Below are 25771 nucleotides of genomic sequence, written 5' to 3'. Positions count from 1 at the left end.
GGCATCATGGCCGCACCAGAATTTTACAATGCCGGTCGGGGTCGGCGAGCGCGGCGAAGGCGCCCGCCACGCCGTCCAGCGCGACGGTTCCGGTGATCGCGGGCGCCACGTCGATGCGGCCATCGGCGATGTGGCGCAGCGTGGCGGCGAATTCGTCGGGGGTGTAGCCCAGCACGAACTTCAGCTCGATCGCCTTGTTGATGCACAGGAACGGCTCGATCGTGTCGGTCTGCATGCAGACGCCCGCGACCAGTATCTGCGTGGCCGGGGGCACCGCCTCCACCAGCGACTGGATGACGCCGGGGACGCCGACGCATTCGAACACGATCGCGCGCTTGCCCGGCTGGCCGGACCCCATCTCTCTTTGGGCGAGGACGGAGCGCTCGGCACGGCTGACGGGCACGCCATAGGAGGCCCAGCGCGCGTGCGGATTCTCGCGCGCCGGATCGATCACGGCATCGGCGCCGAACGCCTCGGCGATGCGGCGGCGCGCGGGCGAGAAGTCGGCGGCGATGACCGGGCCGAGCCCGCGTGCCTTGAGCGCGGCGATCACGGCGAGGCCGACGGGGCCGCAGCCGACGACGAGGTGGACGGTGTCGCGGCCGGCGTCGGATTCGGCGACGGCATGTTCGCCGACCGCGAACGGCTCGGTCATCGCCGCCTGCGCGTCCGACAGGCCGCCGGGCACCTCGATCAGCATCGGCTCGGCCAGCAGCATCGCCTCCGCGAAACCGCCGGGGAAGGTGTTGGAATAGCCGATCGTCTCCATCCCGCGCGCGGTCGGCATGACGGGGAGCGCGACGACGCGGGTGCCGGGTTTCAGCCGGCGGTCGGTGCCGGGGCCGTGATCGAGGACCTCCGCGCAGAATTCGTGGCCGAAGACGATGTCGCGCGCGGGATCGACCGGCGACGGCTCGCCGCTGCGCCGGCCCAGCTCGACCATCGCCTCCATCGCGTGGACCGCATGCAGGTCGGAGCCGCAGATGCCGCAGCACAGCGTCCGGACGACCACCTGTCCGGCGGCGGGCACCGGATCGGCGATCGTATCGACCACCAATGCGGGGCCGCGCCGGACGACGGCCTTCATTCCGCGGCCTCGGGTTTCTTGTCGAGACCCATCGCGGCCAGGATCTCGGGCCGGATGTTCCCGGTGCCCCTGGCGGCGACATGCTGCGCCACGCGCGCGCCGACCGCGGCCTGCGCCTCGCCGATGAAGCGCGGACGGTTGTCGGCGGCCCAGCGCAGCGAGGCGTCGCGGTTGGCGTTCGCGCCCTGGAACGTCGGCATGACGTGACGCGCGATCAGCTCGTAGCTCTTCTTCTTGGCGTCCCATTCCGCCCAGTTGGTGTCGAGCGTCAGATACGCGCCGAAGCCCCCGGACTGTTCCTGCAATCGCGCGATCTGCGCGATCGCATCCTCGGGGGTGCCGACCACCGCCATGCCGCTGTTGACCAGCGCATCGACCGGATCGCTGCCGTCATCGGGCGCGAGCGGCAGGGCGGCGACCTCGCGGAAATAATAGAGCCACTGCCCGATGCCGTAGCGGACCTGCGCGCGTGCCTCCTCGCGCGTGGCGGCGACGTGCATCGGGCCGACCAGCCGCCACGCGTCGCGGTCCATCGTCCGCCCGGCCTCCTCCGCCTGCGCCTGCGCGATCGCCCAGTTGCTGGCGAGCGCGTTGAACCCGCCCGCCTGCGTCGCGCCGATCGACAGCATGCCGACGCCGTGCCGCCCGGCCGCCTGCGCGCCGGTGGGGGACACCTGGCTTGCCACCGCGATCTCGACCGAGGGGCGGGTGAAGGGGCGCATCTGCAGCCGCGCCTCGTTCAGGGTGAACCACTCGGTTTCCTTCGTCACCACCTCGCCGCGCAGCAGCGGCACGAGCACGTCGAGCGCCTCGTCCATGCGGTCGCGCTGCTTGGCGACCGGGATGCCCATCATGAACGCGTCGGACGGCAGCGCGCCCGGCCCGACGCCGAACATCACGCGCCCGCGCGTGACGTGGTCGAGCTGGTTGATGCGATCCGCCAGCATCAGCGGGTGGTGATAGGGCAGCGAGGAGACGCCGGTGCCCAGCCGGATGTGCTTCGTCCGCTCCGCGACGGTGGCGATGAAGAGTTCGGGACTGGCGATCAGCTCGTAGCCGGCGGAGTGATGCTCGCCGATCCACGCCTCGTCATAGCCCAGCCTGTCCATGTGGACGACAAGGTCGAGATCGCGTTCGATCGCCTGCGTGGGGTTCTCTCCCAGGGGGTGGAACGGCGCGATGAACGCCCCGAAGCGCAGCCGATCGGCCATCCCGCAATCCTCAGCATAAGTTTTGTTCTGGTACTTATGCTATGTCGGACGGCGGCAGAGTCCAAGAGAAAAATGAGGTCGCGGCTATCGCCGGCGGCGGAACGATCCGCGTGCGAGCCAGCCGCCCAGCGCCAGCAGCGCCAGCGGCGCCAGCCACAATGCCAGCGTGGCGCGCCCCAGCGGCGGATCGTAGGTGACATAGTCGCCGTAGCGCTGGATCAGCCAGTCGCGCACCTGCGCCGGCGTCTCCCCCGCGGCGATCCGCTGGCGCACCAGCGCGCGCATCTCGCCCGCCATGTCGGCGTCCGAATCGGCGATCGACTGGCTCTGGCAGACCAGGCAGCGCAGCGTCTCCATCAGCGCACGCGCCTGCTTCTCCTGCGCGGGATCGCGGAGTTGCTGATAGGCGAGCGGCGCGTTGGAGGTCTGCGCCGCGGCGGGCGCGGCGAGAGCGACCATGATCGTCATTGCGAGCGCAGCGAAGCAATGACGGCTTTGGGACAGGCCGCTCACTTCGCCTCCGCCAGCGCCTGCAGCAGCTCGGGCACGTCATCGGCGCGGATGTCGCCCACGTGCTGCTTCACGATGATGCCGCGGCCGTCGACCACGAACGTCTCGGGCACGCCGGACGAGCCCAGCGCCAGCTGCACCCGGCTGTGCGGATCGTTGCCGATCCGGGCATAGGGATCGCCGTTGCGGCGCAGGAAATCGGTGATGGCACCCGGCGTGTCCTTGATCGCGACCGCGTCGATCGGCACGCCCGCGGCCTTCAGCGCCATCAGCTGCGGCGCCTCCGCGACGCACGGCACGCACCAGCTGGCGAACACGTTGAGCAGACGCGGCTTGCCCTGACGGAAATCGGCGCCGGCGACGCCGGGCTTGCCGGGGATCATCGCGGGCAGCACGAAATCGGGCACGGGCTTGCCCACCATCGCCGACCAGACGGTGCGGTCGGCCGGCCTGTACAGCCCCCAGGCGATGACGCCGGCCAGCAGCACGAAGAACAGCAGCGGCACCCAGATGACCCAGCGCTTCATGCGAACCCCTCCTGCCGGCGGCCCAGCCGGAAACGGCGCCACTGGTGCCCGACCAGCGACAGCACGCCACCGATCGCGATCAGCGCGCCGCCGGCCCAGATCAGCGTCACGAACGGCTTCCACCACAGCCGCAGCTGCCAGCGTCCGTCATCGCCCAGCGTGCCGAGGACGGTGTAGAGCTGGCCGTCCCAGCGCGTCGCGATCGCGCTTTCGTTGGTGGTCGTCACGGGATCGGTGAAATAGCGGACCTGCGGGCGCAGCACGAACGGCTCGGCATCCTCGCCGCGCGTCACCTCCAGCCGGCCCTCCAGCGCGGACCAGTTCTGCCCCACGACCGGGCGCACCCCGGCCAGCCGCACGGTAAAGTCGCCGACGCGCGCGGGCTGGCCGATGCCGACCGCGACCAGCGTCTCCTGCGTATAGGCGCTGCTGATCGCCATCCCGGCCAGCGACACCGCGATGCCAAGGTGCGCGACGACCATGCCCCACAGGTGCAGCGGCGCGCGGCGCAGGTTGCGCTTCGCCAGCGGCGCGACGCTGGCGACCGCCAGCCCGGCGGCGAGCGCGACGCCCGCGAGCGGCAGGACGCCGATCGCGCCGCCCAGCACGAACACGCCCGCCCCCGCGAACAGCGCGGCGGCGAGCGGCAGGAACAACCGCGACAGCACCTCGCTCGCGTCGTCGCGCCGCCACCGCATCAGCGGCCCCGCCGCCATGATCGCCACGAGGATGAGCGCGATCGGCCCCGTCGCCTTGTCGAAGAACGGCGGCCCGACCGACAATTGCGTCCCGAACGCACCCGCGACGATGGGATAGAAGGTGCCGATCAGCACGATGCCCAGGATGACGGTGAGCAGCAGGTTGTTGGCGACCAGCGAGCCCTCGCGGCTGACCGGCTCGAACAGCTTGCCCTGCCGCACCGTGCCGATACGCGCGCCGAACAGCGCCAGCGCACCGCCGATATAGAGAACCAGCAGCGCCAGGATGAACGACCCGCGCGTGGGATCGACCGCGAAGGCATGGACGCTGGTGAGGATGCCCGAGCGGACCAGGAAGGTGCCGATCATGCTCATCGAAAAGGCGACGACCGCGAGCATGACGGTCCAGGCGCGCAGCCCGTCGCGGGTCGCCAGCACCGTGACCGAATGGAGCAGCGCGGTCGCGGCCAGCCACGGCATCAGCGACGCGTTCTCGACCGGATCCCAGAACCACCAGCCGCCCCAGCCCAGCTCGTAATAGGCCCAGTAGGAGCCCGCGGTGATGCCGAGCGTCAGGAACACCCACGCGCCCAGCACCCACGGCCGCATCGCGCGCGCGAAGGCCGGCCCGACGTCGCGCGTGACGAGCGCGCCGACCGCGAAGCTGAACGCGACGCTCAGGCCGACATAGCCGGCGTAGAGCGTGGGCGGGTGGAAGGCGAGCCCGGGGTCCTGGAGCAGCGGGTTGAGGCCGGCGCCGTCCGCGGGCGCGGGGCTGAGCCGCGCGAAGGGGTTGGAGGCGAAGAGCAGGAAGGCGAAGAAGCCGAGCGCGATCACCGCCTGCGCGCCGAGCGTGGCGACGAGGGTGCGCGTCGCCAGACGGTGCTCGAACCGCGCCACCGCAGCGCCCGCGATGCCCAGGATGGTGACCCACAGCAGCATCGAGCCTTCGTGGTTACCCCAAGCACCGGCGAACTTGTAGAGCCAGGGCTTTTGCGAATGACTGTTGGCGGCGACCAGCGCGACCGACATGTCGGAGGCGAGGAAGGCGGCGATCAGCGCCCCCATCGCAATCGCGCTCAGCGCACCCTGCACGATCGCGACGGCACGGATCGCGGCCGCGGCGTCCCCGTCGTCGCGCCGCAGCGCGAGCGCGGCGAGCAACACCTGCAACGCCGCCAGCGCAGCGGCGAGCCAGAGCGCGGCGAGGCCGGTCTCGGCGGTCATGCGGGGCGGCGGCGGGTGGTCACGCCGGGTGCTGTAGCGGGGGAATGCGGGGGGCGGAAGGTGGGTGGCTGAGAGAAGAAGCGGGACTCCGGCTCAAGGCCGGGGTGATGTTCCCTCTCGTACCGCGTCACCCCGGGCTTGACCCGGGGTCCCGCTTCTCTCCACCCTTCGCGGATGGGGCGCGGGGGCTGGGTTTACATCATGACGAACCGTTACCGCGGGACCATGTATGTCGGCGTCACCGCCCACCTCGCTGCACGGGTGCATCAGCACAGGACTGGCGACGGGTCGGACTTCTGTGCACGCTATCGGCTTCATCGGCTGGTCTGGGCGGAACGCAGCGAGGATATCGCCGACTGCATCGCGCACGAGAAGCGGTTGAAAAGGTGGCGGCGCGAATGGAAGTTCGCGTTGATCGAGCGCGGGAACCCGGAGTGGCGCGATCTGTCGGAACTCACCGGGTGACAGGTATCCGCGTCGCCTCGGCCTTGAGCGGGACCTTCGCAGGAGCACGGCGCGGGCTCGATGCCGTCGCACCCGTTTGCAAAGACCCCGCCCTGAGCAGGGGTCCCGCTTTCTCACCACCCTTGCAGAAGAAGCGGGACCCCGGGTCAAGCCCGGGGTGACGGGGAAAGAGTCAGCGCCGCTCGTACGCCTTCGGCAGCGCGCCCTCCACGGGCACCAGATAGCGGTCGCGCAGCTGCTTCTGGCGCGAGTCCATCGGTTGCGGCCGGCCGTCGATCCAGACCGCCTCCGCCGCGCTGGACAGTTCCAGCGGGTCGCCGTCCCACAGCACGACGTCGGCGCGGCGACCCGGGCGCAGCGAGCCGATCTCGCCGTCCATGCCGATCGCCGCCGCCGGGCCGCTGGTGATCGCGGCGAACGCCTGTCCCCACTCCAGCCCCGTGGCGCCGGGGATGCGCGTGATCGCGACCAGATTGCCCGCGAACTGGCGCAGGACGTGATCGCCCGACTGCGTCCCCCCGCCCATCAGCCCGACCCGAACGCCCGCGGCGCGCAGGCGGCCGACGTTGGATTCGGTCGCGGCCAGGCTCTCGAACGCGATCGGCAGGTCGGCGAGCGCGTCGGCGATGACGGGCACGCCGGCGGCGGCGATCTCGGGCGCGACCAGCCAGCCTTCGTTGGCGCCGACCAGCACCAGCCTCACCCGCGGATAGTCGCGCCTGAGCCCCAGCACGATGCGGATGTCGCTGGCACGCTGGACATGGACCAGCAGCGGCACCGTGCCGTCGAGCACGCGCAGGAGCGCCTGCGCATCGGCACGCTTGAGCAGCGCATCGCCCGAGCGGCCGTCGAACGCGGCCGGGCTGCGGCGATAGTCCTGCGCCTGCGCCAGCGAATCGCGCAGCAGCGCATAGGCGGCGGGGCGGCTGCCCCCCGCCAGACGCCCGCCGTCCTCGCCCAGCTCGACATATTGGAATGCGCGCGGGCGCGTCACCGCATCGGCATCCGCGCCGAGATCGATCACCGCACCCTGCCCCGCGAAGATCGAGCCGCCGGCGGACGGCGAGACGATCGCGCGGGTGACGCCGCCGAGCCGTTCGTTGGCGACCTTCACGCCGGCGGGATTGACCGCGACGGAGACGTCGATCGACGCCTTGTACGGCGAGTTGCGTGCGCCGACGTCGTTGCTTTCGGACACGCCATCGGCATCGATCAGCGACAGGTCGCTCATCGCCGAGACGATGCCCGCCGCCACCCATTTGCCGGTCGCGTCGATCACCTGCGCGCCCGCGGGGACCGCGACGCCGCGCCCGGCGGCGACGATGCGGCCGTTCGCGATGACGACGGTGCCGCGCTCGACGGGCGCGCTGCCGTCGCCGATCGCGACGGTGCCGCCGGTGATGGCCACCGTCTGCGCGGCGGCGGGGGGTGGCGAGCATGGTCGCCAGCAGCAGGAGCGCGCGCGTCACTTGACGTCTCCCATGCCCGGCTGGCCGAGTTCGAAGTCGCTCACCGGGCGGCGGCGCGGATCGTTCGCATCGTAGAGGAGCGCGCCGTCGACCCATACCTTTTCGGGGCGGGTGTAGACGCTGAACGGATCGCCGTTCCACAGCACCACGTCGGCCATCTTGCCGGGGCGCAGGCTGCCGGTGACGCGGTCGATGCCGAGCGCCTTCGCCGGGCCGATCGACAGCCAGGTCCAGGCATGCTCCGGCGTCACCGGCATGCCGGCATGGCGCGCGGAGGCCATGACCTTGGCCACCTCCTGGTTGAGCCGCTGGATGCCGTTGGCGTCGTCCGAATGGATGAAGGCGCAGGCCCCGGCGCGGTCGAGGATGGCGAGATTCTCGCCGATGCCGTCGAAGCTCTCCATCTTGAACCCGTACCAGTCGGCCCAGACCGCCGCGCAGGTGCCGTTGGCCTTGAGCAGGTCGGCGATCTTGTACGCCTCCACCGCATGGTGGAACGCGGTGACCTTGTAGCCGAACTCCCGGGCCATATCGAGGACGATGGCCATCTCGTCGGCGCGGTAGCAGTGGTTCTGAACCAGGATCTCGCCCGCCAGCACGCCGCGCAGCGTGTCCATCGCGATGTCGCGCTCGGGCGGGTCGCCGCCTTCCTTCTCATATTTGTCCCACTTGCGCTTGTAGGCGGCGGCGCGGGCCCAGGTCTGGCGATCGACCGCGACATTGCCCATGCGGGTCGACGGTTTCTGGTTGCGGGTGCCGTAGACGCGCTTGGGGTTTTCGCCGCACGCCATCTTCAGCCCGTACGGCGCGCCGGGGAACTTCATCGCCTGCATCGTTCGGGCGTAGACGTTCTTCACCACGACCGAGCGGCCGCCCATCAGGTTCGCCGAGCCGGGCAGGATCTGGAGCGTGGTCACCCCGCCGTTGGCGAGCGCGCGGCCGAAGCCGGGGTCCTGCGGCCAGACGCTGTGCTCGGCCCAGACGTCGGCGGTGACCGCGGCGGTCGCCTCGTTGCCGTCGGAATGCGCCTGCACGCCGGGGCTGGGATAGTCGCCCAGATGGCTGTGGATGTCGACGATGCCGGGGGTCAGATACTTGCCCTGCCCGTCGATCACCTGCGCGCCGGCGGGGGCGTCGAGCGCCCGGCCGACCGCGACCACCTTGCCGTCCGCGAACAGCACCGATCCGTCGTCGATCCGCACCCCCTCGCCGTCGAACACGGTGACGTTGCGCACCAGCGTCGGCACGCCGGGATAGGCGCGGTAGGTGGAGGGATAGGGATCGCGCGCATAGGGCACCGGGGGCGCCTTCGCTGCGGCGGGCTGCGGCCGCTCCCTCTTCCCGGCGCACCCCGCCAGCGGCACGGCGACGATCGTCAGCGCGAGCATCGCCCGCGCCATCCTGCTGCACATCAACATCTTTTGTCTTGGCGCTCCCTGATGCGCGCGACCATGCATGGCGCCGTCGCCGCAGGTCAAGCGTCGGCGACGAACAGCAGCTGCGCGTTGGCCGCCACGTCGCCGGCGATGGTCAGCGCGGCGGAGAGGCGCGCGGTGCGCCGACCGATCGCATCGACCCTCGCCACCGCCTGCGCGCCGCTGTCGTGCGCGGCCCGCAGGTAGCGCACCGCGATGCTCGCCAGCCGCAGGTCGCCGCGCCCCAGCGTGGCGACGCGCTGCTGCCCGGCGCGCGCCAGCGCCGCGGCGACCGCGCCGCCGTGGAGCGCGGGCAGCCCGGTCCAGCCGATCGCCTCCCACACCCGCGGGGCGAGCGTCGCCCCGTCCTCGCCGTGGCCCGCGAGCCCGATCAGCGCCTCAAACGGGCCGGTCGCGACCACCGCGCGATCGACGCGCTCGACGCTCCCGCCGCCGCCCGGCGGCTTCCCCATGGCGAACCACGCGGTGCCCGTCGCGATCGCCGTCCCGGCGGTGTCGTGGACGTGCGCGGTGACGAGCCCCGCCCCCGCCGCGACCGGGCCGACCGCCCGCGCGCTGCCGATCAGGTCGCGCTCGCCCGGCGCGGCGGCGATGTGGACCGCCAGATCGATCGTCGCCATCGTCGCCTCCGCGCCGCCCCGCGCCATCAGCGGCGCGCTGGCGAGCTGGTCGACGAAGGGCAGCAGCGCGAGCGGATCGATCGCCCGCCCGCCTGCCAGCGCCACCGACGCCGTCGCCGGCAGTCGGGCGCGCGCGCCGGTATCGTCCGCCTGCTCCAGCCGCATACCGATCGCCGATGCCAGCGGAACGCGGGCGAAACGATCGGCGAGGAAAGAGACGAGGGGATCGGCCATCCTTCACGACATCCGGTGCGCCCGCGCCGACGTCAAGCCGCATCGCCGACCTCCTGCACATCCCGAAATGTTTTACTTTATAGGGAAAGATAAATGTCGATCAGCTTCTTTGACGGGCACCGTTGACCCTGCCCGGACGTATGACTAGACGACGTCCATTCTCTTTCAGGAGCACCCATATGTCCGAAGATCCGACCGGCACCAACGCGGTGGAGCTTGCCACCGAACTGACCATCGCGTGGCTGTCCAATCCCAACACCCGCGCGTCGGGTGAGGATGTGCCGGCGTTTCTGCGCACGATGCACGACGCGGTGACGAACCTGTCGTCGACCACTTCGCCCGACCCGGTCGAGGAAAGCGCGACCGAATATACGCCCGCGGTGTCGGTGCGTAAGTCGCTTGCGTCGAAGGATCACCTGATCTCGCTGATCGACGGCAAGCCGTACAAGACGCTGCGTCGTCATCTGGCCGGCCATGGCCTGACCCCGGACGACTATCGCACGCGCTATGGGCTGAAGTCGGATTACCCGATGGTCGCGGAAAGCTATTCGCAGGCGCGCCGCGACATGGCGAAGAAGATCGGCCTCGGCCGCAAGCCCGGCCAGCGCCGCGGCGGCGGCGAGGGCGGCGCGGCGGACGCCACCGCGGCGGCCCCGGCACCGCGCGGCCGCCGCAAGGCGGCGCCGACGGAGGCATAAGGACGGCGACGGAGCCGGATGGGGAGCCGGGTGGATGGCGATCGCGACCCCGATGCGCGACGCGGTGGCCGCCCGGCTCCGACAGCTGGTGGGCAGCGGCGAGCTCGACCTCACCCGCCCGCCCGGCGACCCGGGGCTGATCGCGCCCGGGTCGCCCGCCTGGGCCGTCCATGGCGATTTCGCCGCGATGATGATCGGCGGCATCTCCGCGCTGCTGCTCCAGATGCTCCACCCCGGCGCGCTGGCAGGCGTGTGGGACCATAGCGACTTCCGCCACGACCGGCTGCGGCGGCTGCGGCGGACCGCGCAGTTCATCGCGGTCACCACCTTCGGCGCGACCGCGGCGGCAGAACAGGCGATCGCCCACGTCCGCGCGATCCACGACCGGGTCCACGGCACGCTGCCCGACGGAACCGCCTATGACGCCAACGACCCCGCGCTGCTGACCTGGGTCCATGTCGCGGAGGTGGACAGCTTCCTGCGCGCCTATCTGCGCTACCGCGACCCGGCGCTGGGCGGGGGCGAACAGGACCGCTACCTCGCCGATGTCGCGATCGTCGCCGAGCGGCTGGGCGCGCGCGACGTGCCGCGGTCGCGCGCCGAGGTGGCGGCCTATTTCGCGCGGGTCCGCCCGCAGCTGCGCGGCGACCACCGCGTCCGCGCGGTGGCGGACGCGCTGCTGGCGCCGGGCGAGGACGCGGCGCAGGCCGCGGGCCTGTCGCTGGCGAGCGCGGCGGCGGTCGACCTGCTGCCCGACTGGGCCGCGGCGATGCACGGGCGGCGTCCGCCGCGGCTGGCGCGCCCCGCGATCCGCGCGGGGGCGGGAGGGATGAGCCGGGTGGTGCGCTGGGCCTTGCGGCGGGCGTAGCAGGTCGAGGGCGCAGCCCCGCCCCCCCTCCCTTCGTCATCCCCGCGGAGGCGGAGATCCATATACGCTCAGGTCGCGGACCGGGTCGCTCCACATGCGTGTCTGGATTCCCGCCTTCGCGGGAATGACGGCCGGGCGCGAGGTCGGTAGTGGCCTTCGGGGCCGACACGCGGCATCCCGTTTCGCCTTGCAACCCAATCGCCCGCACCGCATGATCGCACCAAATCGATCATGGAGAGAGCGATGCAGAGCTATCTGAAGCAATATATCGACGGCGCGTGGGTCGAGAGCGAGGGCGGGCGCCCCTATCAGGTGATCGACCCCGCGACCGAGCAGCCCTGTACCGAGATCACGCTGGGCACCGCCGCCGACGTCGACAAGGCGGTCGCCGCGGCGCGGCGCGCGTTCGAGACGTGGTCGCAGACCTCGATCGACGAGCGCAAGGCGCTGCTGAGCGCGATCATCGCCGAATACAAGAAGCGCATCCCCGATCTCGCCAGGTCGATGGCGCAGGAGATGGGCGCGCCGCTCGGGCTCGCCATGGCGGCGCAGGCGCCCACGGGACTCGCGCATTTCGCCGCCACGCTGAAGGCGCTGGACGAATTCACCTTCGAGGAGACGGTCGGCAAGGCGAAGGTCGTGCACGAGCCGCTGGGCGTGGTCGCGATGATTACCCCGTGGAACTGGCCGCTCAACCAGATCTGCGCGAAGGTCGCGCCGGCGCTGGCGGCGGGCGACACGATGATCCTGAAGCCGAGCGAGGAAGCGCCGGGCTGCGCGGCGATCCTGGCGGAGATCATGGACGCGGCGGGGGTGCCCGCGGGCGTGTTCAACCTGGTCAACGGCGACGGGCCCGGCGTGGGCGCGGCGCTGTCGGCGCACCGGCAGGTCGACATGGTGAGCTTCACCGGATCGACCCGCGCCGGGATCGCGGTGGCGCAGGCCGCCGCCGCGACCGTGAAGCGCGTGCATCAGGAACTGGGCGGCAAGGCGGCGAACCTGGTGCTGGAGGGCGCCGACCTGGCGAAGGTGCTGCCGCCGACGGTCGCGGGCGTGCTCGCCAATTCCGGGCAGAGCTGCATCGCGCCGACCCGCCTGCTGGTCCACAAGACGCAGGTGGCGGACGCGACCGCGATCGTGAAATCGATGATGGAGCAGACGAAGGTCGGCAACCCGCTGGAGGAGGGGCAGCACATCGGGCCGGTCGTCAACAAGGCGCAATACGAGAAGATCCAGGGGCTGATCCAGTCCGCGATCGACGAAGGCGCGACGCTGGTCACGGGCGGCCCGGGGCGGCCGGACGGACGCAATTCCGGCTTCTTCATCCAGCCCACGCTGTTCACCGACGTGACCCCCGACATGCGCATCGCGCGCGAGGAGACGTTCGGCCCGGTGGCGACGATCACCACCTACGACGATCTGGCGGAGGGCGTGCGGATCGCCAACGACACCGAATACGGGCTGTCGGCCACCGTCTCAGGCGATCCCGCCAAGGCGGCGGAGGTCGCGGGCAAGCTGCGCGCCGGGCTGGTGACGATCAACAGCTGGTCGCCCGACATCGCAGCGCCGTTCGGCGGCTACAAGCAGTCGGGCAACGGGCGCGAGAACGGGAAGTACGGGTTGGCGGACTTCATGGAGGTGAAGACCGTGGTGGGCGCCCCGGCGTAGGTTACGGAGCTGATCGCGGCGCCGGGCTCGATCGACACCGCCGCGGGCGCTCCATCCCGTGCCCCGGCGGAGGCGGGACCCTGGCGCAAGGCTACACCGTGCTCCTGCGCAGGCAGGAGCCCAGGGCCCAGCAGAACAACGCCTTATGGGACCTGCAACTCTGGGCTCCTGCCTGCGCAGGAGCACGGTGTAGCCCTTTGCGCAGGTCCCGCCTTCACCGGGGAACGACGGAGGTTTCGGACTTATGCAACAGTCCTGTTGCCGCGATCACATCGCGTTCAGCATCTCGATATGATGCTGGACCACCGGCGCGATCCCCGCCGCGGCCGCCTTCAGCGGTGCGGAGGTGCCCGCGTCGGCATAGCCGCGGTGGAGCGCGAGCGCCTTCTGATGCGCCGTCTTCTGCTGTGCGACATAAGCGGCGTCGCGCGCGGTGCCGCTTTGCGCACGCAGGTCGGCGATCATCTTTGACTGATCGGGCATCAGCTTCGGCGGCGCGACGGGCACCTTCGCGCGCGCCGCGGCGGCCTTGACCTGCGCGGTGCTCTTGGCGTGGTCCGTCAGCATCATCTGCGCGAACGAGCGCACCTTCGGATCGGCGGTCGTCTGCAGCACCAGCTGGCTCGACTGGCGCTCGTAGAGGTCGCCCGCCCCCGCGGCGGCGACATAGCCCGCGGGTGTGGCGGGCGCCTGCGCGACCGCGGGCGCGGCGAACCCGGCGATGGCGGCCATCATGGCGATCGATACGGCTTTCATGGATCATCCCTCCTGTGCAGCGATGGTGCGCGCTGAACCGGAGGGGTCGATCGTCGGTTCCCGGCTTTCTCCAGAAAGCTGATGGGGATCAATACGTTATTTTGACAGATCGGTGAACAGCGAGCGATAGTAGGCGATGCCCGGCGCGATGTTCTCGATCGGCGTCCGCTCGTTCAGGCCGTGGCTGAAATCGTCCGATTCCTTGATGAAGGTCGGGCTGGCGCCGTAGCTGGGCACATGGTGGTAGCGGAACCACATGCTGTCGCTGGCGCCCGCGGACATGCTGGGGAAGACGGGAACGCCGGGGCGCGTCTTCGCCATCGCCTTCGTCACCGCGGCGACGAAATCGGGGCGCATCGGCGAGGCGTCGTTGGCGACCGACCCTTCCGTCACGTCGCGGATCGTCACCGCTGGATCGGCGGCGACCTGGCGTAGGGTCGCCATGACGTCCGCGGGCTTCACGCCGGGGAAGATGCGGCAGTTGATGTTGGCGGTCGCGCGCTGCGGCAGGGCGTTGATCGCATGGCCGCCCGACACCATCGTCGCGACGCAGGTGGTGCCGATCTGCCCGACATAGGCGGGGTCCGCGGCCAGCGTCGCGATCGCCTTGCGATCGGTCGGATCGGCGGCGAAGGCGCGCATCGCCGCGGCCAGCTCGCCCGTCTTCTGCTTGGCGGCTTCCAGGAAGAACGTCCGGGTCAGGTCCGACAGCTGCGGGGTGAAGCGATAGTCGCCGATGCGCACCAGCGCGGCGGACAGCTGGTTGATCGCGTTGAGCGGGCGCGGCGCGGACGAATGGCCGCCGGGGTTGGTGACGGTCAGCTCGAAATCGGCATAGGTCTTCTCCGCGCCGTTCCAGGTGAAGAATTGCGGCTTGCCGTCCTCGCCGAAGCGACCGCCGCCGCCATCGATGTTGATGACCATCTCGGCGTTCTTCAGCTGCTCGGCGATGATCGCGCTGGTCTTCATGCGCGTTTCCTCGTCGCCGGAGAATTCCAGCACGATGTCGCGACGCGGGCGGTAGCCGTCGCGCTTCATCGCGATCAGCGCCGCCATCGCGACCGCGGCGTCCAGCTTCATGTCGGTGGCGCCGCGACCGTAGAGATAGCCGTTCTCCACCACCGGGGTGAAGGGATCGCGCTGCCAGTCGGCGGGCTTGGCCTCGACCACGTCGATATGGCCGGACACGACCAGCGGCTTGGCCGTGCGATCGCTGCCCGGCCAGCGCGCGACCAGATAGGCGGTGTCGTCGAGCGGGGTGACCGTCACCTCGTCCGCGGCGAACCCGCCCGCGACCAGCACCGACTTCAGATAGGCGGCCAGCTGAGGCGTCTGGTTGCCCGGCCCGGCCACGCTGCGGAACGCGATCGCGCGGCGGGCGATGTCCAGCGCCTGCGCCTGCGCCGCGGCATCGCCGCCGGCGCGCGGGGCGGCACCCGGGGCGGCGGACGCCGGGGCGGCGACCGCCCCGGCTGCCGCCGCCATCATCACCATCATCATCGTCGTCCCGTATCGCATCGCCGCGCCCCCGAAATCCGTCCCGACGCTCGTCATCGTCGTTCCGCGTCAGCGTATCGCCGGTCCCGGCGAAGACAAGCGTACAAAAGGTCCGATTCGAGTAGCTTGTTATGACTCAGGCGATATGATCCGCGCATGGCGCCGGGGTCGGACAGCGAATCTATTGCGACGGGCGGCGCCTCGCCGCGCCCGACGATGCGGGCGGCGATCGCGGCGTTCGACTGGTCGCGCACGCCGCTGGGCGCGATGGCCGTCTGGCCGGCGTCGCTGCGCGCGATCGTCGACATGATGCTGTCGTCGCGCATCGCGATGTGCATCGGCTGGGGGCCCGAGCTCACCTTCCTCTACAACGACGCCTATGCCGCGATCATCGAGGGCCGGCGCCCCGATACGATCGGCCGCCCGGTGCGCGAGGTGTGGGACGACGTGTGGGCGTCGTTCTCCCCGCTCATCGCCGAAGCGCTGGCGGGGCGCGCGATGCTGCTGGAGGACGTGCCGTTCCGTACGCGTCGCGACGACGGGCGCGAGGATACGTGGTGGAGCTTCGGCTTCAGCCCGCTGCACGACGAGCAGGGCGCGGTGGTCGGCTTCCTCGACTGCGTGACCGAGGTGACCGGGCGGGTTCGCCTCACGCAGCAGCTGGAGCGCGAGACCGAGCGGCTGCGCGACAGCGAGGCGCGGTTCCGCGCGCTGGCGGCGACCGGCGCGGACATCATCTATCGCATGAGCCCCGACTGGCGCGAGCTGCGGATGCTGGAGGGGCGCGGGCTGCTGGCGGACACGCTGTCGCCGTCGACCGACTGGACCGAGCGCTACCTGCTGCCGTCCGAGCGCGACGCGGTGATGGCACAGGCCGCCGACGCGCTGCGCGAACGACGCGCGCTGGAGATGGAGCATCGCGTCCGCCGCGCCGACGGGTCGATCGGCTGGGCGCGGTCGCGCGCGGTCCCGATGCTGGACCGCGACGGCACGCTGGTCGAGTGGTTCGGCTTTGCGCAGGACGTGACGCGCGAGCACGACGCGCGCGCATCGCTGGCGGCGCACCGCGAGCGGCTGGAGCTGGCCACGCGCGCGGCGCGGCTGGGACAGTTCGACTATGCGCCGCATCAGGACCGGCTGGAATGGGACGATCGCTGCCGCGAGCTGTTCGGGCTGCCGCCGGGCGCCCCCGTCACGTACGAGGGCGCGTTCGTCGCGGCGCTCCATCCCGACGATCGCGAGGGGGCGGTCGCCGCGGTCCAGGCGGCGCTGGACCCGGTCGGATCGCGGCTGTTCGATCACGGCTATCGCACCATCGGGCTGACCGACGGCATCGAGCGCCACGTCCGCGCGCGCGGCATCGTGATGTTCGAGGGCGACATGCCCGTCCGCCTGATCGGCACGGTGCAGGACGTCACCGCGGAGCGCCGCGCGGAGGCGGCGCTGCGCGAGACCGAGGAGCGGCTGCGGCTGGCCAATCGCGCGACCAACGACGCGATCTGGGACTGGGATCTGGTGCGCGACCAGGTGCAGTGGAACGAGGCGCTGACCTCCGCCTACGGCCACGACCGCGCCGGGGCGGAGGGCAGCGGGCAATGGTGGCTCGACCATATCCACCCCGACGACCGCGCGCGGATCGACCACAGCATCCATGCGGTGATCGACGGCAGCGCCAGCGCGTGGTCGGGCGAATATCGCTTCCGCCGGGCCGACGGCAGCTACGCCGATGTGCGCGACCGCGGCTATGTGATCCGCGATGCCGCGGGGCGGGCGCTGCGGATGATCGGCGCGATGCTGGACCAGACCGATCGCAAGGACTTCGAACGCGCGCTGCAGGAGACGGTAGCGGAGCGCACCCGCGAGCGCGACCAGATCTGGCAGGCGACCCCCGACCTGCTGTGCGTCATCGACGCGGACGGCCGCTACGTGGAGTTGAACCCGGCGTGGCAGGACACGTTGGGCTGGACGCTGGACGAGCTGACCGGCCGCCGCGTCGCCGATCACGTCCACGCCGAGGATCGGCCCGCGGTCGCCGATGCGCTGGCGATGCTGGCGCGCGGCGAGCGCGTGACCGGGTTGCAGGTGCGGTACCGGCGGCGCGATGGCGACTATCGCCGGCTGGCCTGGCATGCGGTGCCGCGCGACGGGATGACCTATGCCGTGCTGCGCGACGTGACCGTCGAGCACCGCCAGCGCAGCGCGCTGGCGCAGGCCGAGGACCAGCTGCGCCAGAGCCAGAAGATGGAGGCGGTGGGGCAGCTGACGGGCGGGATCGCGCACGATTTCAACAATCTGCTGACCGGCGTGATCGGCAGCCTGGAGCTGGTGCGGCGCTTCATCGGCGACGGGCGGCTGGAGCGCGTCGACCGCTATATCGATGCGGCGGCCGGTTCCGCGCAGCGCGCCGCCGGGCTGACGCAGCGGTTGCTGGCGTTTTCGCGGCGGCAGTCGCTCGATGTGCGCGTCGTCGACGTGAACCGCGCCGTCGTGTCGCTGGAGGACCTGCTGCGCCGTACGCTGGGCGAGGCGATCGAGCTGGAGCTGGACCTGGCCGTGGACGCCGGCGCCGCCTCGACCGATGCCAACCAGCTGGAAAGCGCGCTGCTGAACCTGGCGATCAATGCGCGCGATGCGATGCCGCAGGGGGGACGGCTGACGATCGCCACCGCGATCCACCACGTCGCCCGGCACGAGGCAGCGGCGCCGGACGCGCTGGAGCCGGGCGACTATGTCGCGCTGAGCGTCGGCGATACAGGCGCGGGCATGTCGCCCGAGACCATCGCCAAGGCGTTCGAGCCGTTCTTCACCACCAAGCCGATCGGTCAGGGCACCGGGCTGGGTCTGTCGATGATCTATGGCTTCATGCACCAGACCGGCGGGCGCGCGCGGATCGCCTCGCGACCGGGCGCCGGCACGGTCGTCACCCTCTACCTGCGACGCGCGACGGACGATGCGACGGACGAGCCGCCGGCCCCGCCCCCGCCGGCCCCGCCGGCCCCGCCGGAGCGGATCGTGGGCGAGCCGCTGGTGATGGTGGTCGAGGACCAGCCCGCGGTGCGGATGCTGATCGTCGAACTGCTCGAAGGGTTGGGATGCCGCGTGATCGAGGCCGCGAACGGGCATGATGCCATCGCGCTGCTGGACGCGCGGCCCGACCTGTCCCTGCTGGTCAGCGATGTCGGGCTGCCGGGGGTGAGCGGACGCGCGGTCGCGCATCACGCGCGCGCGGCGATGCCGGAACTGAAGGTATTGTTCGTCACCGGCTATGCCGAGCAGGCACGGCTGCGCTCCGGCTTTCTGGACGACGGCATGGAATTGACGACGAAGCCGTTCGCGATCGACGCCTTTACCGCGCAGGTCGCGCGGATGCTGACCGGCGCGGCCTGACGCCCGGAGGGCCGCGCAGATCGGACGAGCCGCACGGCGGTTCCGGCGGCATCACCGTTTCCGGCCCGTCATCCTGCGCCTGTCGAACCCGCCTCGCGGGTCAGAACAGCGCCACCGCCGCCGCGATCGTGATGCCCCAGGCCGCCAGTCCGCCGCCCATCAGGATGGCGAGCCGCACCGGACCGGGGAATTGCCCGACGTCGGGCTCCGGCATGACGTCGGCCGGGGCGACCATCGCGGTCTGCGGAAAGCGGATCAGCTCTGCCGGAGGCGCCTCCAGCGCGGCCGCCAGCTCGCCGGGGGACAGCGGCGAAATGAATTCGCAGCCGAACTGCTCGTCGCCGGCCAGGCGGACGATCCGCGCCGCGCGTGCGCCGACGCCGCTGAGCCCCAGGGTGATGCGCGAGCCGACCGCCAGCGCGCCGGTGGCGGGAACGCGAAATCCGGTGGAGGACAGTTCGCTGACCAGAACGTCGTGCGGCGTGTGCGCGGGGCCGCGCAACGTGCCGTCCAGCTCCACCTGACGGCGCTCCGACCCACGGACATCGTCGCTGTAGAGAGTGGCTACCAATGCCATGAGACGGTCCTTCTGCGTGCCCTTACATCACTCGTCTACTCCCGAGCGCGTTGACGACCAGTAAACGCCCGGTCGCCGCATCAACGCTTGGAGCCGCATGATGTCGCAAGATGGGACGCGACGCTAGCCTGTGTTAGTGAGAAAGGGCTTATCACAGGTGCCGCTTGCCCAGTTTGCGCGCCAGCGTGCGGCGGTGCATTCCCAGCCGGCGCGCGGCCTCGGACACGTTGAAGTCGCAGTCGGCCAGCGTCTGGTGGATATGCTCCATCTCCAGCGTGCGCAGCGAGGTGGGGGCGGCGACCACGTCGACGCTGGCGTCGCCCTCCGTCGTCGCCTGGAACGCGGCCTCGATATCGTCGGAATTGGCGGGCTTGCTGAGGTAGTTGGTCGCGCCCAGCTTCACCGCCTCCACCGCGGTGGCGATGCTGGCGAAGCCGGTGAGCACGACGATCCGCATCGCGGGGTCGAAGGCGTGGAGCCGCTCGACGCAGGTCAGGCCGGAGGCGTTGCCGAGCCGGAGGTCGACCACCGCATGATCGGGACGCAGCGCGGCCAGCGTCTCGTCCAGCGCCGCCGGGCCGGGGATCGCGACGACGTCATAGCCGCGCCGCTCGAACGATCGCGCCAGCGTGCGCGCGAAGACCGCGTCGTCCTCGATGACGATGAGGCGTCGCGCCGCGGTCATGCGCCCTCCCCCGGCACCGCGACCGCGGCGAGCGGCAGCGCCAGCACCACCTCGCCGCCGCCGGTGGCGCGGTTGCGCGCGGCGACGGTGCCGCCCAGCGTGCGCAGGACGTTGGTCGCCAGGAACAGCCCCAGCCCGGCACCGCGGCGCGCCTTCGTGCTGACATAGGGCCTGCCGATGCCCTCTAGGATGTCGGGTGCGAAGCCGCGCCCGTCGTCGCGCACCGACAGGATCAGCCGGTCGCCGTCCAGCGCCGCGCACAGCGCGATCCGCGTCGCGCCCGCCTCCGCGGCATTGTCGAGCAGGTTGGTGATCGTCTGCGCCAGCGCGCGATCGGCGACGATGCGCGGATCGCCCGACATCAGATGCTCGTACACCGCCTCCACCCCCGGGTTGCGCCAGTCGGCGACCAGTCCGGACAGGAAATGGCGCAGCGTGGCGCGCACCGGCGCGTCGCCGCGCACCTCGCCCGAGGCGAGCAGCACCTGCGACAGGATGTCCTTGCAGCGCGCGACCTCGGCCGCCATGTCGGCCAGATCGGCGACCAGCGCGGGATTGGCGGCGATCGCGGGCTCGTGCCGCCAGTCGCCCAGCATCACCGCGATCGAGCTGAGCGGGGTGCCCAGTTCGTGCGCCGCGCCGCTGGCGAGCAGCCCCATGCGAACGATATGCTCCTCCTCCGCCGCGCGCTGGCGCAGCGCGGCGAGGCGCGCGTCGTGCTGCGACAGGTTGCGGACGATGCGGGTGACGAACAGCACCAGCAGCGATGCGGCGAGCGCGAAGTTGAACCAGCTGCCCGCGACATAGGGCACCGACAGGGTGGAGGCCCATTGCGGCGGCAGCGCGAAAGGCGGCGCGAACATCGCCAGCCATGCGAACAGCGCGACCGTGATCGCGACCAGCGTCCAGCTGGCCCAGGCGGGCAGCAGCACCGCCGCCAGCACGACCTGCAACAGATACAGCGTGACGAACGGGTTGGCGACGCCCCCGCTCAGGTACAATTGCGTCGTCAGGCAGGCGACGTCGACCAGCAGCATCGCGAACAGCCGCCGCGGCCCGGCATGCGCGCCCAGCCACGGCGAGGCGAGCAACGCGAGGTTGAGCGCGACCAGCACCCCCAGCGCGCCCAGCATCGGCGCCAGAGGCAGGCGTACGCCCAACCCGACATGGACGCTCAGGATCGTCGCCAGCTGCCCGCCGACCGCGAGCCAGCGCAGGATCGCGAGCAGGCGGACGTTGCCCTCCCCCGCGGGCAGCGAGGCGCGCAGCGGCATCATCCGCGCGCCACCCGCTCCATCCGCGCCAGCCGCCCCATCCGCGCCAGCCGCCACGCGAACCACGCGGTCATCGCCGACAGCGCGAACCATGTCAGCGCATAGACCAGGTGGCTGTTGCGGAAACGCACCACGGTCAGCCCACCGCGCGGCCACGCGGGCGACGTGCGCGCATCGGCGTCGATGAAATAGGGTGCTACGGCTCCGAGCCGCCGCGCCGCCGCGATCGCGGCGACATCGCGCGAGAACCAGCGGTCGGCGGCCGGATCGTTGCGGCGAAGGAAGGCGCCGCCGGGCTCGCTGACGCGCAACAGGCCGGTGACGGCCGCGGGTCCGGTGGCGGCAGGGACGCGCATCCCCGCGGGCACGAAGCCGCGGTTGACCAGGATCGTCGCGCGCCCGGTCGCGAGCGGGGCGACGATCCAGAAGCCGGGGCCCAGATCGGTCACCGCCTGCACATAGACGGGCGGGCACGGCACCCAGCGCCCGGTGGCGCGCACCCGCGTATAGGCGTCATCGGCCGACGCGGTGCCGGGCGCGGCGACCGGCGGGGCCGCCAGCCGCGCCTCCACCCGCGCGATCAGCGCCAGCTTCCACGCGCGACGCTCGACCTGCCACACCCCCAGCCCCGCGAGCAGCACCGCCGCCGTCACCGCGAGCGCGACGAGGGGCCAGCGCGCGCGCATCACATCGCGTCCATCATTCCCTTCGGCATCATGTTCAAGTTCATGTTGAACATCACCCACAGCGATCCCGCGATCGCGATCAGCACGATGATCGCGGTGAAGATCAGCGCCATCAGCGTCCAGCCGCTCTCCGACTTGCTGTTCATGTGGAGGAAGTAGACCATGTGGACGACGATCTGCACCGCCGCCAGCACGGTGACGATCCCGGCGGTGATGCGCGGATCGGCGATCACCCCGGTCATGACCAGCGCGAACGCCGGGGCCGTCAGCAGCACCGACAGGACGAAGCCGATGACATAGCCCCGGCGCGTGCCGTGCGCGGCACCGCCGTGCGCGTCATGCCCGTGCTGATGATCGTCGGCGCCGTGGAACGGCGTATCGTTGCGCGCGCTCACCGCAGCACTCCCAGCAGATAGACGAAGGTGAAGACGCCGATCCAGACGACGTCCAGGAAATGCCAGAACATCGACAGGCATTGCAGCCGGCGCACGTTGTCCGCGATCAGCCCGCGGCGCACCACCTGCACCATCAGCACCGCCAGCCAGATCATGCCGAAGGTGACGTGCAGCCCGTGCGTGCCGACCAGCAGGAAGAAGGACGACAGGAACGCCGAGCGCGTCGGCCCCGCGCCCTCGTGGATCAGGTGGTTGAATTCATAGAGCTCGATGCAGAGGAACGCCGCACCGAACAGCGCGGTGACCGCCAGCCAGCCGAGCACCGCCTTCTGCCGCTTCTCGTCGATCGCGATCATCGCGAAGCCGTAGGTGATCGACGACAGCAGCAGCATGGCGGTGTTGACCGCCACGAGGCTCAGGTCGAACAGCTCGCGCGGCCCCGGCCCGCCCGCGAAGCTGCCCCCATAGACGCCGTAAGCGGCGAACAGCATCGCGAAGATGAGGCAGTCGCTCATCAGGTACAGCCAGAAGCCCAGCATCGTGCTGGCGCCCGGCGCATGGGGATGCTCGTCCAGTTCGTAGTAGACGGGCGCGTGGGCGGCGGGGGGTGTCTGCGTGCTCATCGCCCTACACCTCCGCCGTCTGGAGCGCGCGGGTGCGCGCATCCTCGGCGCGGGTCACGTCCTCCTGCGGAATGTCGAAGTCGCGGTCATAGTCGAACGTGTGCCAGATCGCGTAGCCGACGATGCCGACGAACGACACCGCGGCCAGCCACCAGATGTACCAGATCATCGCGAGGCCGAAGACCAGCGACAGCCCGGCCAGCACCACGCCCGCGGCGGTATTCTTCGGCATGTGGATCGCGCGGTAGCCGCTGGTCGGCCGCGCCGCCTTCTGCTCCTTCATGTCGTACCAGGCGTCCAGGTCGTGGATGACCGGCGTGAAGGCGAAATTGTACGCCGGCGGGGGCGAGGAGGTCGCCCATTCCAGCGTGCGCCCGTTCCACGGATCGCCCGTGACGTCGCGCAGGCGCTCGCGGTCGCGGATGCTGACGTAGAATTGCATCAGCATCGCGCCGATCCCCGCTGCGACGATCGCGACGCCGATCCCGGCGATGACGAACAGCGGCTGGAGCGACGGGTCGCCGATGACGCGCAGGCGGCGCGTCACGCCCATCAGGCCGAGCAGGTAGAGCGGCGCGAACGCGACCCAGAAGCCGACGACCCAGCACCAGAAGCTGATCGTGCCCCACTTCCTGTCCAGCTTGAACCCGAACGCCTTGGGCCACCAGTAATTCACGCCCGCGAACATCCCGAACAGCACGCCGCCGATGATGACGTTGTGGAAGTGCGCGACCAGGAACAGCGAGTTGTGGAACTGGAAGTCGGCCGGCGGGACCGCCAGCATGACCCCGGTCATCCCGCCGATCACGAACGTCAGCATGAAGGCGATCGCCCACATCATCGGCAGCTCGAAGCGGATGCGCCCGCGGTACATCGTGAACAGCCAGTTGAAGATCTTCGCCCCCGTGGGGATCGAGATAATCATCGTCGTGATGCCGAAGAAGCTGTTGACGCTGGCGCCGGACCCCATGGTGAAGAAATGGTGCAGCCAGACGAGATACGACAGGATGCAGATGACGATCAGCGCATAGACCATCGACGTATAGCCGAACAGCCGCTTGCCCGAGAAGGTCGAGACCACTTCCGAGAACACGCCGAACGCGGGCAGGATCAAGATGTACACCTCCGGGTGGCCCCAGATCCAGATCATGTTCACGTACATCATCGGGTTGCCCCCGCCGGTGTTCGTGAAGAAGTTGGTGCCGACGTAGCGGTCGAGGCTGAGCATCGCGAGCACCGCGGTCAGCACCGGGAAGGCGGCGACGATCAGCACGTTGGTGACCAGCGCCGACCAAGTGAAGATCGGCATCTTCATCAGCCCCATGCCCGGTGCGCGCATCTTCACGATGGTCGCGATCAGGTTGACGCCCGACAGCAAGGTGCCCACGCCCGCGATCTGGAGCGCCCAGATATAATAATCCACGCCGACGTCGGGCGAATAGTCCAGCCCCGACAGGGGCGCCATCGCCAGCCAGCCGGTGCGCGCGAACTCGCCGACGAACAGGCTGGCCATCACCGTGACCGCCCCCGCCGCGGTCATCCAGAAGCTGAAATTGTTGAGGAAGGGGAAGCTGACGTCGCGCGCGCCGATCTGGAGCGGGACGACATAGTTCATGAGGCCCGTGACGAACGGCATCGCCACGAAGAAGATCATGATGACGCCGTGCGCGGTGAACACCTGGTCGTAGTGATGCGCGTTCAGATAGCCTTCGCTGCCGTTGAACGCGATCGCCTGCTGGATGCGCATCATGATCGCGTCGGAGAAGCCGCGCAGCAGCATCACGATCGCCAGGATGATGTACATGATCCCGATCTTCTTGTGGTCTACGCTCGTGAACCATTCGGTCCACAGGTAGCGCCACAATTTGAAGTAGGTCAGCGCAGCCACGAGCGCGAACCCGCCCAGCGCCACCACCACGAAGGTGCCGACGACGATCGGCTCGTGGAGCGGCAGGCTGTCGAGCGAGAGGCGCCCGAAGATCGTCTTCATGAGGTCGTCCGACATGGTGTCCTCAGCCCTCCGTACGGGCGGTGGCGCCGGCGATCGGCGCGGGAAGGTGAATGATGCTGCGCGTCATGTTGCGGTTGGCGCCGCTATCGGTGTCGCTGGCGCCGCCGGGCTGGCCGCGCGGCGCGGTGAAGTGCGGGCTGTCGCCCTTCTCACCCGGCTCGCGGGTCAGCGCGCCCTCCGCCTCGCCCGCGCGCGGCGCGCGGTCGTTCACCGCGGGGCCGCCGTGCGACATGCCCTGCATGCAGTCGGTGCCGGGCTTGACGCACATGCCGACGACGCGGCGGAAGAGCCCGGGGTCGACCGTGCCGAAGCCGATCGGGCGCACCTTCTCGCTGGGCTTCTCCAGCTGGAGATAGGTCGCCCGGTTCAGCGCGCGCGGCTGGCGCTTCACGCCGGCCACCCACTGGTCGAACCGCGCCGGCGTCACCGAATGGGTCCAGAACCACATGTCGGAGAAGCCCGCGCCGCTGTAATTGGCCGACCGCCCCTCGAACTTGCCGGTGCGGTTGAGGACGCCGTGCAACTGCGTCTCCATCCCCGGCATCGTATAGATCATTCCCGCCATCGCCGGAATCCACAGCGTGTTCATGACGCTGGACGAGGTCATGCGGAACCGCACCGGGCGGTCGACCGGCACCACCAGCTCGTTGACGGTCGCGACGCCCTGTTCGGGATAGATGAACAGCCATTTCCAGTCGAGCGACACCACCTCCACCTCCAGCGGGCGGATCGCGGCGGTCACCGGCTTGCCCGGCGCGACCCGGTCGAGCGGGCGATAGGGGTCGAGCAAATGCGTGCTGACCCAGGTCAGCGCACCCAGCGCGATGATGATGAGCAGCGGCGCGGCCCAGATCACCAGCTCCAGCCCGGTCGAATGGTCCCAGTTCGGCTCGTACTTGGCGTCCTTCGCCCCCTCGCGGTAGCGCCATGCGAACAGCACGGTCAGCGCCATGACGGGGACGATGATGAGCAGCATCAGCACCGTCGACCACACGATCAGCGACGATTGCTGGCGCGCGACATCGCCCGCCGGGTTCATCACCACGGTGTTGCAGCCGGCGAGCGCGACGAGCGCCGCCACCGCGCCCAGGCGGGCGGGCGACGGGCGACGGAGGGGACGGCGGGTCATGATCCGGCGCCTAGGCTTTTGTGCGGTGCAGCG

23 protein-coding genes are annotated in these 25771 nt (G+C 70.5%); 5 read left to right on the top strand and 18 right to left on the bottom strand.

The genetic code is table 11. From position 1 onward, the window contains the following. Nucleotides 1-4: 4 nt before the first annotated feature. From PGN23_RS03865 to PGN23_RS03845, 5 genes are all read right to left on the bottom strand, one after another. Entirely contained in the window at nucleotides 5-1087 is a 1083-nt protein-coding gene (locus PGN23_RS03865) for a zinc-binding dehydrogenase (protein WP_335301517.1), read from the bottom strand. Continuing rightward, a complete protein-coding gene (locus PGN23_RS03860) occupies nucleotides 1084-2298 on the bottom strand; it encodes an LLM class flavin-dependent oxidoreductase (RefSeq protein WP_335301516.1) in 1215 nt (404 codons plus the stop codon). Before PGN23_RS03860 ends, PGN23_RS03865 begins: the two co-directional genes overlap by 4 nt. Nucleotides 2299-2382: 84 nt before the next feature. Further along, nucleotides 2383-2766 carry a cytochrome c-type biogenesis protein gene (locus PGN23_RS03855; RefSeq protein WP_443019715.1) on the bottom strand — a complete coding sequence of 128 codons (384 nt, stop codon included), beginning with the start codon at nucleotides 2764-2766 and terminating at the stop codon, nucleotides 2383-2385. 41 nt (nucleotides 2767-2807) lie between these two features. Continuing rightward, nucleotides 2808-3335, bottom strand: a complete 528-nt coding sequence (locus PGN23_RS03850) for a DsbE family thiol:disulfide interchange protein (RefSeq protein WP_335301515.1) — start codon at nucleotides 3333-3335, stop codon at nucleotides 2808-2810. After that, entirely contained in the window at nucleotides 3332-5260 is a 1929-nt protein-coding gene (locus PGN23_RS03845) for a heme lyase CcmF/NrfE family subunit (RefSeq protein WP_335301514.1), read from the bottom strand. The genes PGN23_RS03850 and PGN23_RS03845 overlap by 4 nt, the downstream gene beginning before the upstream one ends. A gap of 174 nt (nucleotides 5261-5434) precedes the next feature. On the opposite strand from PGN23_RS03845, the gene PGN23_RS03840 reads away from it, so the two are divergent. Next, nucleotides 5435-5725, top strand: a complete 291-nt coding sequence (locus PGN23_RS03840) for a GIY-YIG nuclease family protein (protein WP_335301513.1) — start codon at nucleotides 5435-5437, stop codon at nucleotides 5723-5725. A gap of 172 nt (nucleotides 5726-5897) precedes the next feature. On the opposite strand, the gene PGN23_RS03835 is transcribed toward PGN23_RS03840, so the two are convergent. The 3 genes from PGN23_RS03835 to PGN23_RS03825 all read right to left on the bottom strand — a co-directional run bounded on the left by PGN23_RS03835 (nucleotide 5898) and on the right by PGN23_RS03825 (nucleotide 9484). Further along, on the bottom strand, nucleotides 5898-7133 hold the full coding sequence (locus PGN23_RS03835; RefSeq protein ID WP_335301512.1) for an amidohydrolase family protein: 1236 nt from the start codon (nucleotides 7131-7133) through the stop codon (nucleotides 5898-5900). Between the two features lie 57 nt (nucleotides 7134-7190). Next, on the bottom strand, nucleotides 7191-8594 hold the full coding sequence (locus PGN23_RS03830) for an amidohydrolase (protein ID WP_335301511.1): 1404 nt from the start codon (nucleotides 8592-8594) through the stop codon (nucleotides 7191-7193). Between the two features lie 74 nt (nucleotides 8595-8668). Beyond that, a complete protein-coding gene (locus tag PGN23_RS03825) occupies nucleotides 8669-9484 on the bottom strand; it encodes an acyl-CoA thioesterase domain-containing protein (RefSeq protein ID WP_335301510.1) in 816 nt (271 codons plus the stop codon). 179 nt (nucleotides 9485-9663) lie between these two features. On the opposite strand from PGN23_RS03825, the gene PGN23_RS03820 reads away from it, so the two are divergent. The 3 genes from PGN23_RS03820 (at nucleotide 9664) to PGN23_RS03810 (ending at nucleotide 12718) form a co-directional block, all read left to right on the top strand. Then, a complete protein-coding gene (locus tag PGN23_RS03820; protein ID WP_335301509.1) occupies nucleotides 9664-10182 on the top strand; it encodes a MucR family transcriptional regulator in 519 nt (172 codons plus the stop codon). 34 nt (nucleotides 10183-10216) lie between these two features. After that, on the top strand, nucleotides 10217-11050 hold the full coding sequence (locus tag PGN23_RS03815; protein ID WP_335301508.1) for an oxygenase MpaB family protein: 834 nt from the start codon (nucleotides 10217-10219) through the stop codon (nucleotides 11048-11050). A 243-nt stretch (nucleotides 11051-11293) separates the two neighbouring features. Then, entirely contained in the window at nucleotides 11294-12718 is a 1425-nt protein-coding gene (locus tag PGN23_RS03810) for an aldehyde dehydrogenase family protein (protein ID WP_335301507.1), read from the top strand. 267 nt (nucleotides 12719-12985) lie between these two features. On the opposite strand, the gene PGN23_RS03805 is transcribed toward PGN23_RS03810, so the two are convergent. Next, on the bottom strand, nucleotides 12986-13474 hold the full coding sequence (locus tag PGN23_RS03805; protein WP_335301506.1) for a DUF4142 domain-containing protein: 489 nt from the start codon (nucleotides 13472-13474) through the stop codon (nucleotides 12986-12988). Between the two features lie 96 nt (nucleotides 13475-13570). Continuing rightward, nucleotides 13571-14968, bottom strand: a complete 1398-nt coding sequence (locus tag PGN23_RS03800; protein WP_443019742.1) for a M20/M25/M40 family metallo-hydrolase — start codon at nucleotides 14966-14968, stop codon at nucleotides 13571-13573. A 159-nt stretch (nucleotides 14969-15127) separates the two neighbouring features. Between PGN23_RS03800 and PGN23_RS03795 the strand changes: the two genes are divergently transcribed. Further along, on the top strand, nucleotides 15128-18358 hold the full coding sequence (locus tag PGN23_RS03795) for a PAS domain-containing protein (RefSeq protein WP_335301504.1): 3231 nt from the start codon (nucleotides 15128-15130) through the stop codon (nucleotides 18356-18358). Between the two features lie 100 nt (nucleotides 18359-18458). Here the strand turns inward: PGN23_RS03795 and PGN23_RS03790 are convergent, their stop codons facing one another. The 8 genes from PGN23_RS03790 to cyoA form a co-directional block, all read right to left on the bottom strand. Beyond that, a complete protein-coding gene (locus PGN23_RS03790) occupies nucleotides 18459-18935 on the bottom strand; it encodes a PilZ domain-containing protein (protein ID WP_335301503.1) in 477 nt (158 codons plus the stop codon). A gap of 151 nt (nucleotides 18936-19086) precedes the next feature. After that, on the bottom strand, nucleotides 19087-19620 hold the full coding sequence (locus tag PGN23_RS03785; protein ID WP_335301502.1) for a response regulator transcription factor: 534 nt from the start codon (nucleotides 19618-19620) through the stop codon (nucleotides 19087-19089). Then, a complete protein-coding gene (locus PGN23_RS03780) occupies nucleotides 19617-20897 on the bottom strand; it encodes an ATP-binding protein (protein ID WP_335301501.1) in 1281 nt (426 codons plus the stop codon). The genes PGN23_RS03785 and PGN23_RS03780 overlap by 4 nt, the downstream gene beginning before the upstream one ends. Continuing rightward, nucleotides 20894-21580, bottom strand: a complete 687-nt coding sequence (locus tag PGN23_RS03775) for an SURF1 family protein (protein WP_335301500.1) — start codon at nucleotides 21578-21580, stop codon at nucleotides 20894-20896. Before PGN23_RS03775 ends, PGN23_RS03780 begins: the two co-directional genes overlap by 4 nt. Then, nucleotides 21580-21975 carry a cytochrome o ubiquinol oxidase subunit IV gene (cyoD, locus tag PGN23_RS03770; protein ID WP_335301499.1) on the bottom strand — a complete coding sequence of 132 codons (396 nt, stop codon included), beginning with the start codon at nucleotides 21973-21975 and terminating at the stop codon, nucleotides 21580-21582. The genes PGN23_RS03775 and cyoD overlap by 1 nt, the downstream gene beginning before the upstream one ends. Then, nucleotides 21972-22598, bottom strand: a complete 627-nt coding sequence (cyoC, locus tag PGN23_RS03765) for a cytochrome o ubiquinol oxidase subunit III (RefSeq protein ID WP_335301498.1) — start codon at nucleotides 22596-22598, stop codon at nucleotides 21972-21974. Before cyoC ends, cyoD begins: the two co-directional genes overlap by 4 nt. A 4-nt stretch (nucleotides 22599-22602) precedes the next feature. Then, a complete protein-coding gene (gene cyoB / locus PGN23_RS03760; RefSeq protein ID WP_335301497.1) occupies nucleotides 22603-24603 on the bottom strand; it encodes a cytochrome o ubiquinol oxidase subunit I in 2001 nt (666 codons plus the stop codon). A 7-nt stretch (nucleotides 24604-24610) separates the two neighbouring features. After that, nucleotides 24611-25738 (bottom strand): ubiquinol oxidase subunit II, encoded by a 1128-nt coding sequence (gene cyoA, locus PGN23_RS03755; RefSeq protein ID WP_335301496.1) that lies wholly within the window; start codon nucleotides 25736-25738, stop codon nucleotides 24611-24613. Between the last annotated feature and the right edge of the window lie 33 nt (nucleotides 25739-25771).

It is taken from the genome of Sphingomonas adhaesiva (assembly GCF_036946125.1).
GTDB lineage: Bacteria > Pseudomonadota > Alphaproteobacteria > Sphingomonadales > Sphingomonadaceae > Sphingomonas > Sphingomonas adhaesiva_A.
Note: the sequence above shows the minus strand (reverse complement) of the source record. Positions and strands in the feature narration are given on the sequence as shown.

What these genes read in the sequence shown, in the direction of transcription:
- PGN23_RS03865 (WP_335301517.1), bottom strand. Translation starts at nt 1,087, where the DNA reads ATGAAGGCCGTCGTCCGGCGCGGCCCCGCATTGGTGGTCGATACGATC.
- PGN23_RS03860 (WP_335301516.1), bottom strand. Translation starts at nt 2,298, where the DNA reads ATGGCCGATCGGCTGCGCTTCGGGGCGTTCATCGCGCCGTTCCACCCC.
- PGN23_RS03855 (WP_443019715.1), bottom strand. Translation starts at nt 2,766, where the DNA reads ATGACGATCATGGTCGCTCTCGCCGCGCCCGCCGCGGCGCAGACCTCC.
- PGN23_RS03850 (WP_335301515.1), bottom strand. Translation starts at nt 3,335, where the DNA reads ATGAAGCGCTGGGTCATCTGGGTGCCGCTGCTGTTCTTCGTGCTGCTG.
- PGN23_RS03845 (WP_335301514.1), bottom strand. Translation starts at nt 5,260, where the DNA reads ATGACCGCCGAGACCGGCCTCGCCGCGCTCTGGCTCGCCGCTGCGCTG.
- PGN23_RS03840 (WP_335301513.1), top strand. Translation starts at nt 5,435, where the DNA reads ATGGGGCGCGGGGGCTGGGTTTACATCATGACGAACCGTTACCGCGGG.
- PGN23_RS03830 (WP_335301511.1), bottom strand. Translation starts at nt 8,594, where the DNA reads ATGGCGCGGGCGATGCTCGCGCTGACGATCGTCGCCGTGCCGCTGGCG.
- PGN23_RS03825 (WP_335301510.1), bottom strand. Translation starts at nt 9,484, where the DNA reads ATGGCCGATCCCCTCGTCTCTTTCCTCGCCGATCGTTTCGCCCGCGTT.
- PGN23_RS03820 (WP_335301509.1), top strand. Translation starts at nt 9,664, where the DNA reads ATGTCCGAAGATCCGACCGGCACCAACGCGGTGGAGCTTGCCACCGAA.
- PGN23_RS03815 (WP_335301508.1), top strand. Translation starts at nt 10,217, where the DNA reads ATGGCGATCGCGACCCCGATGCGCGACGCGGTGGCCGCCCGGCTCCGA.
- PGN23_RS03810 (WP_335301507.1), top strand. Translation starts at nt 11,294, where the DNA reads ATGCAGAGCTATCTGAAGCAATATATCGACGGCGCGTGGGTCGAGAGC.
- PGN23_RS03805 (WP_335301506.1), bottom strand. Translation starts at nt 13,474, where the DNA reads ATGAAAGCCGTATCGATCGCCATGATGGCCGCCATCGCCGGGTTCGCC.
- PGN23_RS03800 (WP_443019742.1), bottom strand. Translation starts at nt 14,968, where the DNA reads ATGGTGATGATGGCGGCGGCAGCCGGGGCGGTCGCCGCCCCGGCGTCC.
- PGN23_RS03795 (WP_335301504.1), top strand. Translation starts at nt 15,128, where the DNA reads ATGGCGCCGGGGTCGGACAGCGAATCTATTGCGACGGGCGGCGCCTCG.
- PGN23_RS03790 (WP_335301503.1), bottom strand. Translation starts at nt 18,935, where the DNA reads ATGGCATTGGTAGCCACTCTCTACAGCGACGATGTCCGTGGGTCGGAG.
- PGN23_RS03785 (WP_335301502.1), bottom strand. Translation starts at nt 19,620, where the DNA reads ATGACCGCGGCGCGACGCCTCATCGTCATCGAGGACGACGCGGTCTTC.
- PGN23_RS03780 (WP_335301501.1), bottom strand. Translation starts at nt 20,897, where the DNA reads ATGATGCCGCTGCGCGCCTCGCTGCCCGCGGGGGAGGGCAACGTCCGC.
- PGN23_RS03775 (WP_335301500.1), bottom strand. Translation starts at nt 21,580, where the DNA reads ATGCGCGCGCGCTGGCCCCTCGTCGCGCTCGCGGTGACGGCGGCGGTG.
- cyoC (WP_335301498.1), bottom strand. Translation starts at nt 22,598, where the DNA reads ATGAGCACGCAGACACCCCCCGCCGCCCACGCGCCCGTCTACTACGAA.
- cyoB (WP_335301497.1), bottom strand. Translation starts at nt 24,603, where the DNA reads ATGTCGGACGACCTCATGAAGACGATCTTCGGGCGCCTCTCGCTCGAC.
- cyoA (WP_335301496.1), bottom strand. Translation starts at nt 25,738, where the DNA reads ATGACCCGCCGTCCCCTCCGTCGCCCGTCGCCCGCCCGCCTGGGCGCG.